This is a genomic window from Massilia sp. TWP1-3-3, assembly GCF_049897805.1.
GTDB lineage: Bacteria > Pseudomonadota > Gammaproteobacteria > Burkholderiales > Burkholderiaceae_D > Telluria_A.
This window is the reverse complement of sequence record NZ_JAFCWX010000002.1, coordinates 203,466-219,731: the sequence shown is the minus strand read 5'-3', so window position 1 is coordinate 219,731 and position 16,266 is coordinate 203,466. Positions and strand designations below refer to the sequence as shown.

Sequence of the window (16,266 nt, the reverse complement as noted above, 5' to 3'; positions counted from 1 at the left end):
CAGGGCGGCAAAAGCGGCGCTATAAGGGCTTAAGGTTTGAGCGGCGCCTTGTCGACGTGGGCGATGGCGCCGCGCGCAGCGCCGTGCGAGAGCTGCATTGGCAAGCCCTTGAGGTGGTTGATTGCCTGGCGCAGCTGGAAGTCGTCGGCGCTGCCGTATTCGAGCACCTTGCGCCCGCGCTCGGCGGCCACGACGCGCATCTGTTCTTCGAGTTCGTCGTTGGCGTTTTTCGCCTCTTCCTTGTCGCGATCATTGGACAAGTGTTTTTCAAGGTCCGCTTCGCGCATGCGCAAGCCGTTCATGCCGTCGCCGTCGGCGTTTTCATCGACCAGAAAGTCGGGCACGATGCCCTTGGCCTGGATCGAGCGCCCCAGCGGGGTGTAGTAGCGCGCCGTGGTCAGCTTGACGGCGGTGTCGTTCGAGATCGGCCGGATGGTCTGCACCGAGCCCTTGCCGAAAGTGCGGCTGCCGATGATGGCGGCGCGCTTGTAGTCCTGCAGCGCGCCGGCCACGATTTCGGACGCCGAGGCCGAACCGGTATTGACCAGCACCACCATCGGGATTTTTTTCAGCGCCGCCGGCAGGCGCGCCAGCGCATCGCTGTCGCTGCGCAGCGCATAGTGTTCCGGGGTGCCGTAAAAACGCTCCTTGGAGCTGGCCAGCTGGCCGTTGGTGGAAACGATTTCCGCATCCTTGGGCAAAAACGCGGCCGACACGCCAATGGCGCCTTGCAGCAGGCCGCCGGGGTCGTTGCGCAGGTCCAGCACCAGACCCTTGAGCTGCGGGTCCTGCTTGTACAGCGCGCTGATCTTGGCCGCCATGTCGTCCAGCGTGGGTTCCTGGAACTGCGAGATGCGCAGCCACGCATAGCCCGGTTCGACGATGCCCCCCTTGACGCTTTTCTGGACGATCTGCTGGCGTACGATGGCAAACTCGAGCGGCGCCGGCGCATCCTTGCGCACGATCGTCAGCACCACCTCGGTATTTGGTTCGCCGCGCATTTTTTTCACGGCTTCGTCGATCGGCAGGCCCAGTACCGGCGTATTGTCGATGCGCGAAATCAGGTCGCCCGCCTTGATGCCGGCGCGGTAGGCCGGCGAATCCTCGATCGGGGTGACGATCTTGATGTAGCCCTCATCGCTGGGGCCAATTTCGATGCCCAGGCCGACAAACTTGCCCTCGGTGCCTTCGCGCAGCTCGCGGTAGGCTTTCTGGTCCAGGTAGGCCGAATGCGGGTCGAGCGAGGCGACCATGCCGGAAATGGCGTCGGTGAGCAGCTTTTTATCCTGCACCGATTCCACGTAGTCGCTCTTGATCAGGCCATACACGTCGGCCAGCTGGCGCAGCTCTTCCATCGGCATCTCGGAGCCGACCGGCTTTTGGGCGATCGCCGAAAACTGCATCGAGACCGCCATGCCGGCGATCAGGCCGATGCCGACCAGGCCGGAATTTTTCAGTGTGCTACCCATCGAATCACCTGCTCGCTGCCAGAAAGTTAAGTTTGCCCGCGCCAAGGGGTGGCGTTGAGTCGAGTATAAACCTGAATCCGGCACGCACGTGTCCAGCGCGCAACTGCCGCCATGCATATACATATGTCTGGCGTGGCAGAGTGTCTCTATTGCCCATCATTCCTGCCAGATTTTGCATCTGGCAGCGTAAAAAGCGCGTTCGCGCGAGCGCGCGCCTGAGGCATGGCGCTAGAATGTCGCGACTACAACTTTTCCAAGCGGCAGTCTGAGTTGCCGTGCACCAGCATCCAATCATTCATCAAGAGCATCGTACCCAAAAGGAACATTGTGAACCGCTACCTCCTCTCTACCCTGACCCTGAGCCTGATGACGGCCTTTGCCGGCGCCGCCGAACCGGTTGCCGCGGCGGCCAAGGCGCCGCTGTCGGGCATCGACAGCCAGCACATCGACCCGACCGTGCGCATCCAGGACGATTTTTTCTCGCACATCAACGGCAAGTGGATCAAGAACACGGAGATCCCGGCCGACAAGTCGAGCTGGGGTTCGTTCGGCAAGCTGGCCGACGACACCCAGCCGCAGGTACGCGCCATCATTGAAGCGGCGCAGGCCGACAAGACCCAGAAGGCCGGCTCCGAAGCGCGCAAGATCGGCGACCTGTACGCCAGCTACATGAACGAGAAAAAGCGCGACGCCGCCGGCTACAAGCCGCTCGGCAAAGAGCTGCAGCAAATCCGCGGCATGCGCGACAAAAAGGCAATTCCAGCCATGATCGCGCACCTGACCGAGATCGGCGTCTCGGCCCCTTACCTGGTCTACATCGAACAGGACGGGCGCGAGTCGACCCGCTACACGGCCAGCATCCGCCAGAGCGGCCTGGGACTGCCTGACCGCGACTACTACCTGAAAGCGGACGACGTCAAACTGGCCGACGCCAAGGCCAAGTACGAAACGCTGGTCGCCACCATGCTCGGCATGGTCGGGCGCAAGGGTGGCGCGGCCGCCGCCAAAGACATCATCGGCCTGGAAACCGAACTGGCCAAGGTCCAGTGGACCAAGGTCGAGAACCGCGATTCGGTCAAGGGCTACAACAAGCTTGCCCTGGCCAAGCTGGGCGAACTGACCCCGGGTTACGACTGGAAGTCGGCGCTGGCCGGCAGCGGCATCGGCGCCAAGGTCGACTACGTCATCGTCAACCAGCCGAGCTACCTGAAGGGCTTTAACGAGGTGCTGGCCAAGACCGACCTGGCAACCTGGAAGTCGTATTTCGAGTGGCAACTGGTGCGCGCCTATGCGCCTTACCTGTCCAAGCCTTTTGTCGATGCGCGGTTCGCGTTTTATGGCACCGCGTTGACCGGCGTGACCGAGAACCGGCCGCTGTGGAAGCGCGGCGTGAGCGTGGTCGAAGGCGCGATGGGCGAAGCGGTCGGCAAGCAGTACGTGCAGCGTCACTTCCCGGCCGAGCGCAAGGCGCGGATGGAAGTGCTGGTCAAGAACCTGCTGGCCGCCTATCGCCAGAGCATCGACACGCTCGACTGGATGAGCGCGGCGACCAAGAAGGAAGCGCAGGACAAGCTGGCCAAGTTCACGCCCAAGATCGGTTATCCGAACAAGTGGCGCGACTACAGCGGCCTGGCCGTCTCGCGCGACGACATCGTGGGCAACATGATGCGCGCCGAGCGCGCCGACTACAGGCGCGAAGTGGCCAAGCTGGGCAAACCGATCGACCGCGAAGAATGGGGTATGACGCCGCAGACGGTGAACGCCTACTACAACCCGGCGATGAATGAAATCGTGTTCCCGGCCTCGATCCTGCAGCCGCCGTTCTTTGACATGACGGCCGACGACGCGGTCAATTACGGCGCCATTGGCGCGGTGATCGGCCACGAGATCAGCCACGGCTTTGACGACGAAGGCAGCCAGTACGACGGCAACGGCAACCTGCGCGACTGGTGGACGGCCGAAGACCGCGCCAAGTTCAAGGCCAAGACCGACATGCTGGTCAAGCAGTACGGCGCCTACGAGCCGCTGCCTGGCTACAAGGTGAATGGCGAACTGACCCTGGGCGAAAACATCGGCGACAATTCGGGCGTGGCCATTGCGTACAAGGCGTACAAGCTGTCGCTGGGCGGGCAGCCGGCGCCGGTGATCCAGGGGCTCACGGGCGACCAGCGCTTCTTCATGGGTTTTGGCCAGGTATGGCGCATCAAGATGCGCGACGCCCAGCAGATCGTGCAGGTCAAGACCGACCCGCACGCCCCGGGCAAGTACCGCGCCAACGGCACCATGATGAACCAGCCGGCGTTTTACGAAGCGTTTGGCGTGAAGCCGGGCGACAAGATGTATCTGGCGCCGAAAGACCGGGCCATCATCTGGTAAGCAGCAATGAGTGACGAAAAGGCCGCGCAAGCGGCCTTTTTTCATACAGTTGTGATTGGGACATGGGGCCGCCCCCACATCGTCTTCGCGTGCGAGGGTGTAGTAAAACGCGTGGAAATCAGGACCGTAGGACCGTAGGACCGTAGGTCGGAAAAGCGTAGGCCTGGGCGGCCCCCTTTTCCGACAGGAGCCGTCGACGGCGCTTGTCGGAATGCGCTTTCGCTTTTCCGACCTACCACTTCTGCTACAGCCGCGTGCGCGAAGTCGATGTTGCAGGCAAAAAAATACCCCCCGCGAGGGAGGTATGAAAAAAGGGCCATGAACTCCCTTTGCTGTTCTGCAGTCCAAAGCCACACCCATCGGCTCCGGCAACATAGGCATTTTGGCACGCCATTCTTATGCCATCCTTAGGATGGCACCCGAAAGCGTGGCGCGGTTGCCGCTTGCCCCCGCGCGCACTTATACTGATCGAGCGCCGGGGTCGATCCGACAGGCGCGCCGTGCCGCGGCCACCGCCGCGTATTTACAAGCCTTACAAAGGACCACTGTGAAACGCTACCTCCTCTCTACCCTGACGCTCAGCCTCATCACCGCATTCGCCGGCGCCGCCGACGCGCCGCCCAAGGCCGCATTGTCGGGCATCGACAGCCAGTACATCGACCCGGCCGTGCGCATCCAGGACGATTTTTTCGATCACCTGAACGGCAAGTGGCTCAAGAACACCGACATCCCGGCCGACAAGGCGCGCTGGGGCGCATTCGACAAGCTGGCCGACGACACCCAGCCGCAAGTGCGCGCCATCATCGAAGCGGCGCAGGCCGACAAGAAAGCCAAGGCCGGCGTCGATGCGCGCAAGATCGGCGACCTGTACGCCAGCTACATGGATGAGAAAAAGCGCGAGCAGCTCGGCTACAAGCCGCTGGCGCGCGAACTGGCCGCCATTCGCGCCATGCGCGACAAAAAAGCCATTCCCGCCCTGATCGCGCACCTGGGAGAAATTGGCGTGACCACGCCGTACGCCGTGGGCGTCGAGCAGGACGGGCGCGAATCGACCCGCTATGCGGTGGGCGTGTACCAGAGCGGCCTGGGCCTGCCGGACCGCGACTATTACCTGAAAAAAGACGACGCCAAGATGGCCGACGCCAAGGCCAAGTACGAAATGCTGGTCGCTGCCATGCTGGGCAAAATCGGCCGCAAGGATGGCCGGGATGCTGCGCGCGCGATCGTGGCGCTGGAAACCGAACTGGCGCAAGCCCAATGGACCAAGGTCGAAAACCGCGATCCCGTCAAGCGCTACAACAAGGTGGCCATTGCCAAGCTGGGCGAGCTGACACCGGGCTACGACTGGAACGGCGCACTGGCCAAGGCGGGCGTGGCCAGCAAGACTGACTACGTGATCGTCAAGCAGCCCAGCTACCTGACGGCCTACAACAGCATGCTGGAAAAAACCGACCTGGCCACCTGGAAGTCGTACTTCGAGTGGCAGCTGGTGCGCCGCTTCGCGCCCTACCTGTCGAAGGACTTCGTGGACACCAGCTTTGCTTTTTACGGCACCACCTTGTCGGGCGTGACGGAGAACCGGCCGCTGTGGAAGCGCGGCGTGAGCGTGGTCGAAGGGGCGATGGGCGAAGCGGTCGGGCGCCAGTACGTGCAGCTGCATTTCCCGGCCGAGCGCAAGGCGCGCATGGAAGTGCTGGTGAAAAACGTGCTCGAAGCGTTCCGCCAAAGCATCGACACGCTCGACTGGATGGGCCCGGCCACCAAGCAGGAAGCGCAAGCCAAGCTGGCCAAGTTTTCGCCCAAAGTGGGCTACCCGAACAAGTGGCGCGACTACAGTGCGCTGAATATCGCACCGGGCGACCTGGTGGGCAACGTGATGCGCGCCTCCGCCTTCGAGTACCAGCGCGGCGTGGCCAAGCTGGGCACGCCGATCGACCGCGAAGAATGGGGCATGACGCCGCAGACCGTGAACGCTTACTACAACCCGGCCAAAAACGAAATCGTGTTCCCGGCCTCGATCCTGCAGCCGCCGTTCTTCGACATGGGCGCCGACGACGCGGTCAACTACGGCGGCATTGGCGCGGTGATCGGCCACGAGATCAGCCACGGCTTTGACGACTCGGGCAGCCAGTACGACGGCGACGGCAACCTGCGCGACTGGTGGACGCAAGACGACCGCGCCAAGTTCAAGGCCAAGGCCGACGTGCTCGTCAAGCAATACGGCGCCTTCGAGCCGCTCCCCGGCTACAAGCTGAACGGCGCACTGACGCTGGGCGAAAACATCGGCGACAATTCCGGGCTGGCGATTGCCTACAAGGCGTACAAGCTGTCGCTGGGCGGCAAGAGCGCACCCGTCATCGACGGCTTGACGGGCGACCAGCGTTTCTTCATGGGCTGGAACCAGGTGTGGCGCGCAAAGATCCGCGACGCCGAGCAGATCAGCCGCATCAAAACCGACACCCATTCTTCGGGCAAGGCGCGCGCCAACGGCACGGTGATGAACCAGCCGGCGTTCTACGAAGCGTTCGGGGTCAAGCAAGGCGACAAGATGTACCTGGCGCCGAGCGAGCGCGTGACGATCTGGTAATCGCCGCAGCGATTGCAAAAAAGGCCACGAAAGTGGCCTTTTTTGCGGGTGCGGCGCAAGTGAACCCATCGTCATCTCCGGTACAATATCTGCACATTTACCACTTGGAATGACTCGATGGAAAGCTTACTCTGGGCAATCGACCTGATCGCCGTCACTTACCTGTGCTACTGGGCGCTCAGGCAAGATAGCCTTCCCGAGGAAGCGCCGCAGCCGCCGGGCGCGCCCAAAGGCAAGAAGTAAGGCATGCGCGACATTTTCTTCCTGGGCATCTTGCCGCTGATGCTGTACGCCATGACGCGCCGCCCCTTCATCGCCCTCGGCATGTGGATCTGGACGGCGATGTTTTTTCCCAATGCCTGGTTGTACGGCTTTGGCAATGCGATCCGCTACAACGTGATTTTCACCGCGGTCGCCATCGGCGGCTACCTGATGACCAAGGACAAGCCGAAAGCCGTTTTCGGCAGCCTGGGCATGCTGATTTTCCTGTTTTTTGCCTGGACGACCCTGTCGACCATCATGACCGAGGGCGCGCCCGAAGTCGCCTGGGAATACTGGTTCCGCTTCCTCAAGATCGTGCTGCTGTTCCTGTTTGTGGTGCTGATCATCGACAAGAAGCTACATATCGACTTTTTCCTGTGGTGCGTGGTGATGTCGATCGGGTTTTTTGGCGGCCTCGAGGCGCTCAAATATATCGCCTCGGGCGGTGGCCACCACATCGAAGGCTTTGCCGGCCATGTGCTGGGCGACCGTAACGAACTCTCGCTCGCCTTCGTGATCACGCTGCCGATCTGTTTTTACCTGCTCCAGCAATATGGCGCCAAGGGCATCGTCATCCGGGTCGGCCTGCTGGGACTGATGGGCCTGCTCGTAACGGCGATTGTCGGCACCCAGTCGCGCGGCGGCTTTGTCGCCCTGATCGGCCTGGGAGCCTATTTTTTCGTCAAGAGCGATCGCAAGATATTGCTCGCCATTATGGTGTGCATCCTGGTGGCGGGCCTGTCCACCATGGTGTCCCAGGAGTGGGTCTCGCGCATGGACACCATCGGCGAGGCCAAGGAAGATGCCTCGTTCATGGGCCGGGTGGTGGCCTGGAAGCTCAGTTTCATCATGGCCGCCCACCATCCGTTTCTGGGCGGCGGCTTCAAGGCGCTGGAAAATCGCGCCGTGTGGGCCGAGCTGGCCCAGCACTTCTTCGACTTCTCGTTTTTCTACAGCGGGGACGCGCTGCCCAACGTGAATTTGCCGCGCGCGGCGCACAGCGTCTACTTCCAGGTGCTGGGCGACCATGGTTTTGTCGGCCTGGCCTTGTATCTTTCATTCCTGGCCCGTGCGTTCATCACCGCGCGCAAAGTCACCCGCACGGCGCGCAAGCACCCGGCCACGGCATGGATCGCCAACCTTGCCACCATGCTGCAGCTATCGCTGTTTACCTTCTGCCTGGGCGGCGCGGCGCTCAGCTTTGCCTATTTCGAGCTGATCTATGCCATTTGCGGCATCATCCTCGTGCTCGACACGCGCATCCTGCCGCGCGCCCTCAAGCTGGCCGCCGTCGCCGAGTCGGCCAAGGAACCAGCGCTGGCTGCGGCCCGGGCCTGAGTTTTTATTGCGCAAACAGCGCCGGGTTGGCGGCGACACAGGCGGCCCGTTCGCGCGCCATGCGTGCATTGTTGGCATCCAGATTGGCCGCAGTGAGCGCAAAACCGAACGTCTCGCCCTCGGGCGAGGGTGCGCCCCCGACCGCGCCCACGGGCGCGAGCATGCGGGCGAACATCAAGTGGCCGAGCGCTTCCTTGAAGTGCCCGCCCTCCCAGTACCATTCGGTGTTGGTGTTGCGGTCGCCCTTGGCGGGGATCGCCTCGCACTGGCGCGCGCCATAGCCGCTGAAGTCCCACAGGGCCACGCGCGCTGTCGGATGGTCGCGCTGCAGCGTTGCCAGGCGCTCGGCCAGCAGCGCCTTCCAGGCATCGAACAACGCCCGCTTGCCCGCTTTCTCGAGCAGGAACAGCAGCTGCGCATGGTAAGGGTAAATCACCAGGTCGATGCGCGCTTTGGCGCGCACCGCCTGTTCGAGCACGCCGCCGAGGGCATCCCACTCGCGCGAGCTGTGGCCGGCGTTCGACACCAGGGCGCCCGGCATGCGCTCGAAGCGCTCGGCATAGTCGGCCGCGCGCTGGCGAAACAGCGGATAGTAGCCTTCCTCGCGCGCCAGCTGGCGATACTCCCTGAGCGGGTTGAAGCCCTTGTCGCTCATGCTCAAGGCATCGGCTGCGCCCTGCATGCGCACCGTCTTGACGGCATCGATCACCGAGTCGACCGAGAACAGCGTGTCGAAGCGCCACGGCAACTCGGCCAGCAGGCCGCTCTGGCGCGCAGGCGGCGCCAGGGCAGCGGGCGCGGCCGGGTCCACGGGAAAGTCGAGGAAATCGACGCCAACGATGACATGTTTCGGATGCTGGCCGGCTGCAGCGAGCGCGCCGAGCTGTTCGCGCGCCGTGTGCAGGCGCGTGCCGGCCAGCGCCAGGTTGTAAGGCGACAGGCCGGTCGCGGCCACCAGCGGGTCGTCGGGGTTGAGTCCGATTTCCGCGCGCGAATTGCCCAGGATAAGCAGCTCGGCGTGCGCGGCGCGCGCGTTGGCGGTCTTGATTTCGTACTGGTAGCGCTGCGGCTGGGTCTTGTCGGCATTCAAGCCGGGCCGTTCGGGCATGCAGTACAGACGGTAGGGATCGATGGCGACGACCAATGCCGCGCAGGCCAGCGCGCCGCACAAGGTGGCGCCGCCGGCGATGGCCAGGAAGCGCCGGAATTGGCCAGGTGTTGCCATCGGTGACTCCATCAGAATTGGAAATAGAGAAATTCGGCGGGCCGGCTCAGCGACAGCAGGCTGGCCACACATAACGCGCCTATCCACAGGGCCCAGGCCGTCGACGCTCGCCAGTGCAGCGCGCGCCGCGCCAGGCCGAGCGGCGCGCTGGCCGCGTAGTCGAGCGCCGGATCGAAGCGGTCCATGATCTGTTGCGTGTTGGGGAACAGGAAGGCCAGACCCGCGCCCACGGTCACCCAGCTCCAGGTTTCCATGAAACGGCTGCCGCCGCCCAGGTAAAAGGTGACGCCGGCGCGCTCGAGCAGCGCCTGGCCTGTCCCCAGGTAGTTGCCGATCGATTCTGGCAGGCCGACGCCATAGACGCCAAACAAGCCCTGCACGATGGTGGCTGCGCGGCTAACGTCGGCCGCGCGGAAAAACACCCAGGCCACGCACACGGCGATAAAGGTCAGCGCCACCGACGCTGCGCGCATGCCGCGGTGCGAGCCGTCCAGGCCGAGGCGGGCGGCCACGCCGGCCCATGCATGGTTGAGCATTAGGTAGGCGCCGTGGAGGAAACCCCAGACCACGTAATTCCAGCCGGCGCCATGCCACAGGCCGCCGAGCACCATCGTGGTCATCAGGTTCAGGTAGCGGCGCGCGGGGCCGTGGCGGTTGCCGCCCAGGGCGATATACAGGTAGTCGCGCAAAAAGCGCGACAGCGTCATGTGCCAGCGGCGCCAGAATTCGATGATGTTGTGGGACTTGTAGGGCGAGTTGAAGTTGAGCGGCAAGCGGATGCCGAACAGGCGCGACAGCCCGATCGCCATGTCCGAGTAGCCGGAGAAGTCGAAATACAGCTGGAAGGTATAGGCCAGCACGCCACCCCAGGCCAGCAGCAGCGACGGGGTGTCGGCGCCATCGAAGAAAAAGCCGGCGTGCGGCGCCAGGTTGTCGGCGATGAGTACTTTCTTGGCCAGGCCGAGCGCAAAAATCGACAGGCCGACGGCCAGATTGGCGCTGGAGGGCCGGTAAGTCTGGTCGAGGTCGAACTGGGGCATCATTTCCTTGTGATGCAGCACGGGACCGGCAATCAAATGCGGGAAATAGGTGACGAACAACAGGTAGTGGACGAAGCGCACTTCGCTGACCTTGCCGCGGCTGGTGTCGACCAGGAAGGCGATCTGGGTAAAGGTGAAGAAGGAAATGCCGATCGGCAGCACTAGGTGGAGCAGCGGCAGCACCGGCAGGTAAGCCGCCGATACGCGGTTGACGCTGTCGATGAAAAAATCGGCATACTTGAAGTACGCCAGCAGCGCCAGGTCGAGCGTGACGGCCAGCGCCAGCAAGCGCGCGCGCGCGCTGCCCTGCGCAGCGCCGATGCGGGCGCCGGCCCAGTAATTGAACACGATCGAGCCCAGCAGCAGCGGAATGTAGGCCACGCTCCACCAGCCGTAAAAAAACAGCGAGGCGGCAGCCAGCCAGCCGGCGGCCCAGCCCTTGCCCACCCGCGCGAACGCAAAAAAGCCGATGAAAACCACGGGCAGGAACAGGAACAGGAAGCTGAAGGAATTAAAGAGCATGACGGTGCGCGGCAGCAGGAGGCGCCCGGGCAAGGCGGCGTCGGAAAAAGTCCAGACTCTACCAGAGTGCTTGCTTATACGAAAAACCTTGGACGGCAGCCGTGCGCGCCCCAAAAGCATCCAGGGGGCGCGATGTGCATCGGCCCCCTGGTGGGTACTGCTGTGGTGCCGGGGCTTGTGCCGGTCAGCGCGGCACGATCGCGAACTGCGGACCCAGACCGTAGTTTGGCTTGATGGTGCGTGCCATGAAAACGCTCCAGGCTGCGCTGCCCGGGCTGCCGCCGACGTCGGCGGCGTAGGCCAGGGCCGGCTGCAGGTTGGACGGGTAGCCGGTATGGACGCCCGCATAGCCGGTCATTTCACCCACCTTCAGTCCCAGCGACGTGGCCATTGCGCTGCTGTTGCAGGCCAGGGCGTTCTCTGCGGCGGTGTTGCTGGCTGCATAGGCCTGGCCGATTGTGGCATACAACGGCGTGGCCGACGTATCGCGCACTTTCAGGGCGTAGATGCCAGCCTTGATCCAGCAGAAATTCTGGCCCGTCATGCGCGAGATCGGGAACGTGGCTTTCCACTTGAGCAGCGGCAGCGCCCTGGTGTAACCGAGTTCGACGGCGTGGCCGATGGCGGAGGTGAAGAAGTCGTCCATCCACGGCGCCAGGCCGGTGCCATTGTTGTATTCGACTGCGTAGCCATTGCTCACCACGCCAAGCACATTGTCGCTGCCGGTCACATAGCGGGCGCTGTACCAGTCGATATTGTTTTGCAAGAAGCCTTCCAGTTGTTTCTTGAGCGGATCGGTATCGGGCGAAATATACGCCGCTTCAGCCAGCGTGCGCATGCTCCAGGCCTGGCCGCGGACCTGGTCCGACTTGAACAAGCCCTTGCCGAATTCCCGGTAACCCGGATTGCTTGAAAACGTATTCCACATGGCCCAGAACTGCAATTCTTCCAGGTAGTAATAGTCGCCGGTGACCAGATAGGGCAGGTAGGCAAAACCGGCCTGGTGCGACGAGTCGTGCATGTTCGGCGTGGCGCAGCCCGTTGCCGTGGCGCACACCGGGAAGGCTTCCCATTGCTTGGTGATGGGATTCGCCGTGTCCGGAGCATGGCCGAGCACCGTCATGTACGGGTAATCAGCCAGGCTGACGGGGCGGCCGGTGTTCTTGTCGCGGTAGTGTGCAGACCAGCTGCCGGCCAGGTCGGCGGTGGCCAGCGTGACGTCCTTGAGGCGCTTGTCCATGCTCAGCAAGTAAGTGGCGCTCCAGCCGGGCATGATGCCCAGATCGTCGCGGCCACCGGTGGTCGGCATGTAGGGATTGGCCAGGCCAACGGCCATTGGCTCGCTGCGGGCGGGCGTCAGCGCGGCTTTCCAGTCTGCCAGGCGCCCTTCGGTAAATTTTACGCTCTGGTCGTAATTGGGCACGGCCCGGGTGCTGATCAGGTACGCGGTGTTGTGCTCGATGTGAACCGCCGGCTCGGCGCCCCACCAGAACACCTTGCGCCAGCGCGCATGGTTCAAGTGGGTCAGACCAGGCTTGGCATACACGCTCTGGCCGCCCACCATGATCTGGGCGTCGTACAGGAAATTTTGCGGCTTCGGCTCGAACGCCCAGGCGTTTTCCACCGTCACGTCGACCCGTGCCTGGGCGGTGCCAAAGCCGCGGATGGCGAAACGGGCCGTCAGATGCGGGTGAACAGTGCCTTGCGCGGTGGTCAGCGGGCCGGACACCAGCCATTCATTGGCGACCGGTCCGGCCAGCCAGCTGGTGTACTTGCCCGAGCGCAGCAAGGCGTCGGCCGAGGCGCTGTAGCGCTGGCCGTCCAGGTCCGCATGCACGGCGGCCGTAAAGCCGGCCTGCAGCAGTGCGGCAGGGGTCGTGGCCGTGGCCGGCGCGGCGGCGTCGATTTTTTCCAGGTTCAAGGTGACGTTTTGGCCGGCGGCCAGGCGCGGCAGGCTGGCCGAGACGATCGCGTGGCGCACCGAACCGTCGGCATGGCGCGCCTTGACGTCGAGCTGCAGCGGCACGGCCGTGCCGTCGGCCAGCTTGCCGGCCAGCGTCTGAGCGGCGCCCAGATCGCCCACGGCAAACACTTGGCCGAAGGTGACGGCGACGTTGGACTGCTCAAGCGCCGTGGTGTTCTGGATTTTGACATTGGTCACAACCGGGCCCGTTTGGGCGACCGTGACAGGGGGCTTGCGCGGCGGCAACGGCGTGCCGGGATCGACCACGCTGGCGGCAAGCGGCGTGCTCTGGGCGGGCGTGGCGTTCAGCGCCGGCGCGCTGGCGCTGGACGGCTCGGCGGCAGGTGCCGGTGCCGCAGGGGCCAAGGTGGCATCCGTGCCGGCCGAAGCGCCGGTCGCGAGCACGGCTGGGGCAGAGGACTGCGCCGAGGCACCGCCACCGCCACCGCCACCGCAGGCGGTCAGGGCGGCGCTGGACAGCAACAGCATGAGCAAACGTGAAGTGGGGGTAGTAGTAGACATGGTGTGTATCCCGGCAGGCAAAGGTAAGGTCTAAAAAAATTCCGTAGACCAACTTTAACCCGTGCAAGATGTTGCCGTAGAGAATTTAGTTCTCTTGGGCAAAATAAATTCCGGAATACAACACAAAATTATCGCGATGGCAGCGAAATTGCCCGTCAAACAAGCAAAAATGCCGGTATTTTCTGCGATGTTGGCGACATTGTCATGCTTCTTGATACGAGACAAAATTGTTTTTAAGCTATGCACCTCTGCCGTTTTGATTGCAATAAAGACAGCAGAGATGACTTGCGCGCCATATTGCTTAACGCGGCACGATGGCAAATTGCGGACCTTCGCCGTAGTGCGGCTTGACTGAACGCCCCATGAATACGCTCCAGGCCGCTGCACCGCTGCTCCCGCCGACGTCGGCGGCGTACGCCAGCGCCGGCTGCAGATTGGACGGGTAGCCGGTATGAACACCCGCGTAACCGGTCATTTCGCCGACCTTTTGTCCCAGGGACGCCGCCATCGCGCTGCTGTTGCAGGCCAGGGTGTTGAACTGGGCATCGTTGCTGGCCCGGTAAGCCTGGCCGATGCTGGAATAAAACGGCACGCCCGACTTGTCGCGCACCTTGAGTGCGTAAATGCCCGCCTTGATCCAGCAAAACTGCTTGTCCGTCATGCGCGAAATGGGAAATTTGGCTTTCCATTTCAACAGGGGCAGCGCGTTTTTGTAGCCGAGATCGACAGTGTGTCCGATGGCCGACGTAAAGAAGTCGTCCATCCACGGTGCCAGGCCGGTCCCGTTGTTGTATTCGACTGCGTAGCCATTGGTCACCACGCCAAGCACATTGTCGCTGCCCGTCACATAACGGGCGTTGTACCAGTCGATGTTATTTTGCAAAAAGCTGTCCAGCTGTTTCTTGAGCGGGTCGGTATCGGGCGAAATATACGCCGCTTCAGCCAGCGTACGCATGCTCCAGGCTTGGCCGCGGACCTGGTCCGACTTGAACAAGCCCTTGCCGAATTCCCGGTACCCGGGATTGCTTGAAAACGTGTTCCACATGGCCCAGAACTGCAATTCTTCCAGGTAGTAATAGTCGCCCGTGACCAGGTAGGGCAGGTAGGCAAAACCGGCCTGGTGCGACGAATCGTGCATATTCGGCGTGGCGCAGCCCGTGGCGCTGGCGCACACCGGGAAGGCTTCCCATTTCTTGGTCAGCACGTTGAGGGTGTCGGCTTCATGGCCGAGCACCGTCATGGCAGGGTAGTCGGCCAGGCTGACGGGGCGCCCGGTTTGCTTGTCGCGGTAATGCGCAGACCAGCTGCCGGCCAGGTCGGCGGTGGCCAGCGTGACATCCTTGAGGCGCTTGTCCATGCTGAGCAGGTAGGTCGCGCTCCAGCCGGGCATGATGCCCAGGTCGTCGCGTCCACCCGTGGTGGGCATATACGGATTGGCCAGGCCGACGGCCATCGGTTCGCTGCGCGCGGACGTGAGCGCCGCCTCCCAGCCGGCCAGCCGCGCTTCGGAGAACTTGACGCTCTGGTCGTAATTGGGCACGGCGCGGGTGGCGATCAGGTAGGCAGTGTTGTGCTTGATGTGAAGCGCCGGTTCGGTACCCCACCAGAATACCTTGCGCCAGCGCGCATGGTTCAGGTGATTCAAGTTGTTCTTGGTGTACACACTGTGGCCGCCGACCATGACTTGGGCGTCGTACCGAAAATTTTGCGGGTTTGGCTCGAACGCCCAGTCGTTCTCCACCGTCACGTCCACACGCGCCTGCTTGTTGCCGTAGGCGCGGATGGCAAAGCGCGCGCTCAAGTGCGGGTGAGCCTTGCCGGCGCTGGTGGTCAGCGGGCCGGACAGCAGCCATTCGTTGGCCACCGGACCGGCCAGCCAGCTGGTGTATTTGCCCGAGCGCAGCAATGCGTCGGCCGAGGCGCTGTAGCGCTGGCCGTCCAGGTCGGCATGCACGGCGGCACTAAAACCTGCCTCCAGCAGCGCGGCGGGCGTGCCAGGGGCGACGGCAGCCCCGGCGCTGGTGCGTTCGAGCAGCAGCAGGCTGGTTTGCCCGCCACTCAGGCGGGCGAGCTTGGCCGACACGATCGCGTGGCGCACCGAACCGTCTGCATGGCGGGCTTTGACGTCGACCTGCAGCGCCAGCGCGCTGCCGTCGGCCAGCTTGCCCGTGATGCTCTGGCCGGCCGGTACTTGGCCGGGCGCAAACACTTGGCCGAAGGTCACGGCCACGCCGTTCTGGTCTTGCTTTTGCAGGTTTTGCAGGCGCACGTCGGTGATGCTGTTCGCATTCGCAGGCGGCATTACCGGCGGCGGCGTAACAGGCGCCGCTGGCGGCGGCGGAGTACCGGCCGGCGGCGCGCCACGGGGAGGCGGCGGCGCCAGCACGACCGGCGGTGGCGTCGTGGCGGGCGGCGTGCCCGCGGGTTGGGCAGCGCCGGCCACGGTCGAGGGCGGCAATTGCGCAGGGCGTCCCCCCGTTGCCGGCATTGAGACCATGGTCTGGGCCAGGATCACCGGCGCGGCTGCGGCGGGGTTGCCGGAGTCTGCACTTTTGCCGGACGCATCGTCACAGCCGGAGAGAACAGCGCTGCACAGCAGCATGGTGAGCAGGGCGGACAGCCCGGTGGGGGATTTTCGCATCATATTTCCATTCAGCATTTATAGAGTGGTTCACGACAGCAACCTCCATCGCGCCCCCCCATTTTTCTAAAAAAGTCGGCAGGAAATTTCACGCGTGCAGCTTGGCAGAGATCACAAACGTTTTATACAGACTTTGCTGGTAAAAGTCGCTATCTGTGTGCTAATTTCTTCCATTTAGCCAACTAATAACACCTGAAAATGTTTCTTCGCAGAAGATTTTTCATCGACGGAGGGTATTATAGTGTTGAAAAGCACAGAAAAGATACCGAAAAGATTTCACTCTACATATGGTTGAGCAGTGCGGCAGCCGCGCTGCAAGGTG

Annotated in this window: 9 protein-coding genes; 4 read left to right on the top strand and 5 right to left on the bottom strand. The window is 63.2% G+C overall.

Annotated elements, in window-relative coordinates:
* Positions 1 to 29: 29 nt before the first annotated feature.
* Positions 30 to 1,469 carry a S41 family peptidase gene (locus ACP7D4_RS02695; protein WP_426207703.1) on the bottom strand — a complete coding sequence of 480 codons (1,440 nt, stop codon included), beginning with the start codon at positions 1,467 to 1,469 and terminating at the stop codon, positions 30 to 32.
* A 327-nt stretch (positions 1,470 to 1,796) separates the two neighbouring features.
* On the opposite strand from ACP7D4_RS02695, the gene ACP7D4_RS02690 reads away from it, so the two are divergent.
* The 4 genes from ACP7D4_RS02690 to ACP7D4_RS02675 all read left to right on the top strand — a co-directional run bounded on the left by ACP7D4_RS02690 (position 1,797) and on the right by ACP7D4_RS02675 (position 8,031).
* On the top strand, positions 1,797 to 3,845 hold the full coding sequence (locus ACP7D4_RS02690; RefSeq protein ID WP_426207702.1) for a M13 family metallopeptidase: 2,049 nt from the start codon (positions 1,797 to 1,799) through the stop codon (positions 3,843 to 3,845).
* Positions 3,846 to 4,392: 547 nt separating this feature from the next.
* Complete coding sequence (locus ACP7D4_RS02685; protein ID WP_426207701.1) at positions 4,393 to 6,432, top strand: M13 family metallopeptidase; 2,040 nt, start codon at positions 4,393 to 4,395, stop codon at positions 6,430 to 6,432.
* A 117-nt stretch (positions 6,433 to 6,549) separates the two neighbouring features.
* The gene (locus ACP7D4_RS02680) at positions 6,550 to 6,675 is read left to right on the top strand and encodes a hypothetical protein (protein ID WP_426106581.1); all 126 of its coding nucleotides are present in this window, start codon (positions 6,550 to 6,552) and stop codon (positions 6,673 to 6,675) included.
* 3 nt (positions 6,676 to 6,678) lie between these two features.
* Positions 6,679 to 8,031 carry a putative O-glycosylation ligase, exosortase A system-associated gene (locus ACP7D4_RS02675; protein ID WP_426106583.1) on the top strand — a complete coding sequence of 451 codons (1,353 nt, stop codon included), beginning with the start codon at positions 6,679 to 6,681 and terminating at the stop codon, positions 8,029 to 8,031.
* Positions 8,032 to 8,035: 4 nt separating this feature from the next.
* Here the strand turns inward: ACP7D4_RS02675 and ACP7D4_RS02670 are convergent, their stop codons facing one another.
* The 4 genes from ACP7D4_RS02670 to ACP7D4_RS02655 all read right to left on the bottom strand — a co-directional run bounded on the left by ACP7D4_RS02670 (position 8,036) and on the right by ACP7D4_RS02655 (position 15,944).
* Complete coding sequence (locus ACP7D4_RS02670; protein ID WP_426207700.1) at positions 8,036 to 9,256, bottom strand: hypothetical protein; 1,221 nt, start codon at positions 9,254 to 9,256, stop codon at positions 8,036 to 8,038.
* A gap of 11 nt (positions 9,257 to 9,267) precedes the next feature.
* The gene (locus ACP7D4_RS02665; RefSeq protein WP_426207699.1) at positions 9,268 to 10,851 is read right to left on the bottom strand and encodes an MBOAT family O-acyltransferase; all 1,584 of its coding nucleotides are present in this window, start codon (positions 10,849 to 10,851) and stop codon (positions 9,268 to 9,270) included.
* A 151-nt stretch (positions 10,852 to 11,002) separates the two neighbouring features.
* Positions 11,003 to 13,303 carry a hypothetical protein gene (locus ACP7D4_RS02660; protein ID WP_426207698.1) on the bottom strand — a complete coding sequence of 767 codons (2,301 nt, stop codon included), beginning with the start codon at positions 13,301 to 13,303 and terminating at the stop codon, positions 11,003 to 11,005.
* Positions 13,304 to 13,604: 301 nt separating this feature from the next.
* On the bottom strand, positions 13,605 to 15,944 hold the full coding sequence (locus tag ACP7D4_RS02655) for a hypothetical protein (protein ID WP_426207697.1): 2,340 nt from the start codon (positions 15,942 to 15,944) through the stop codon (positions 13,605 to 13,607).
* Positions 15,945 to 16,266 lie beyond the last annotated feature (322 nt).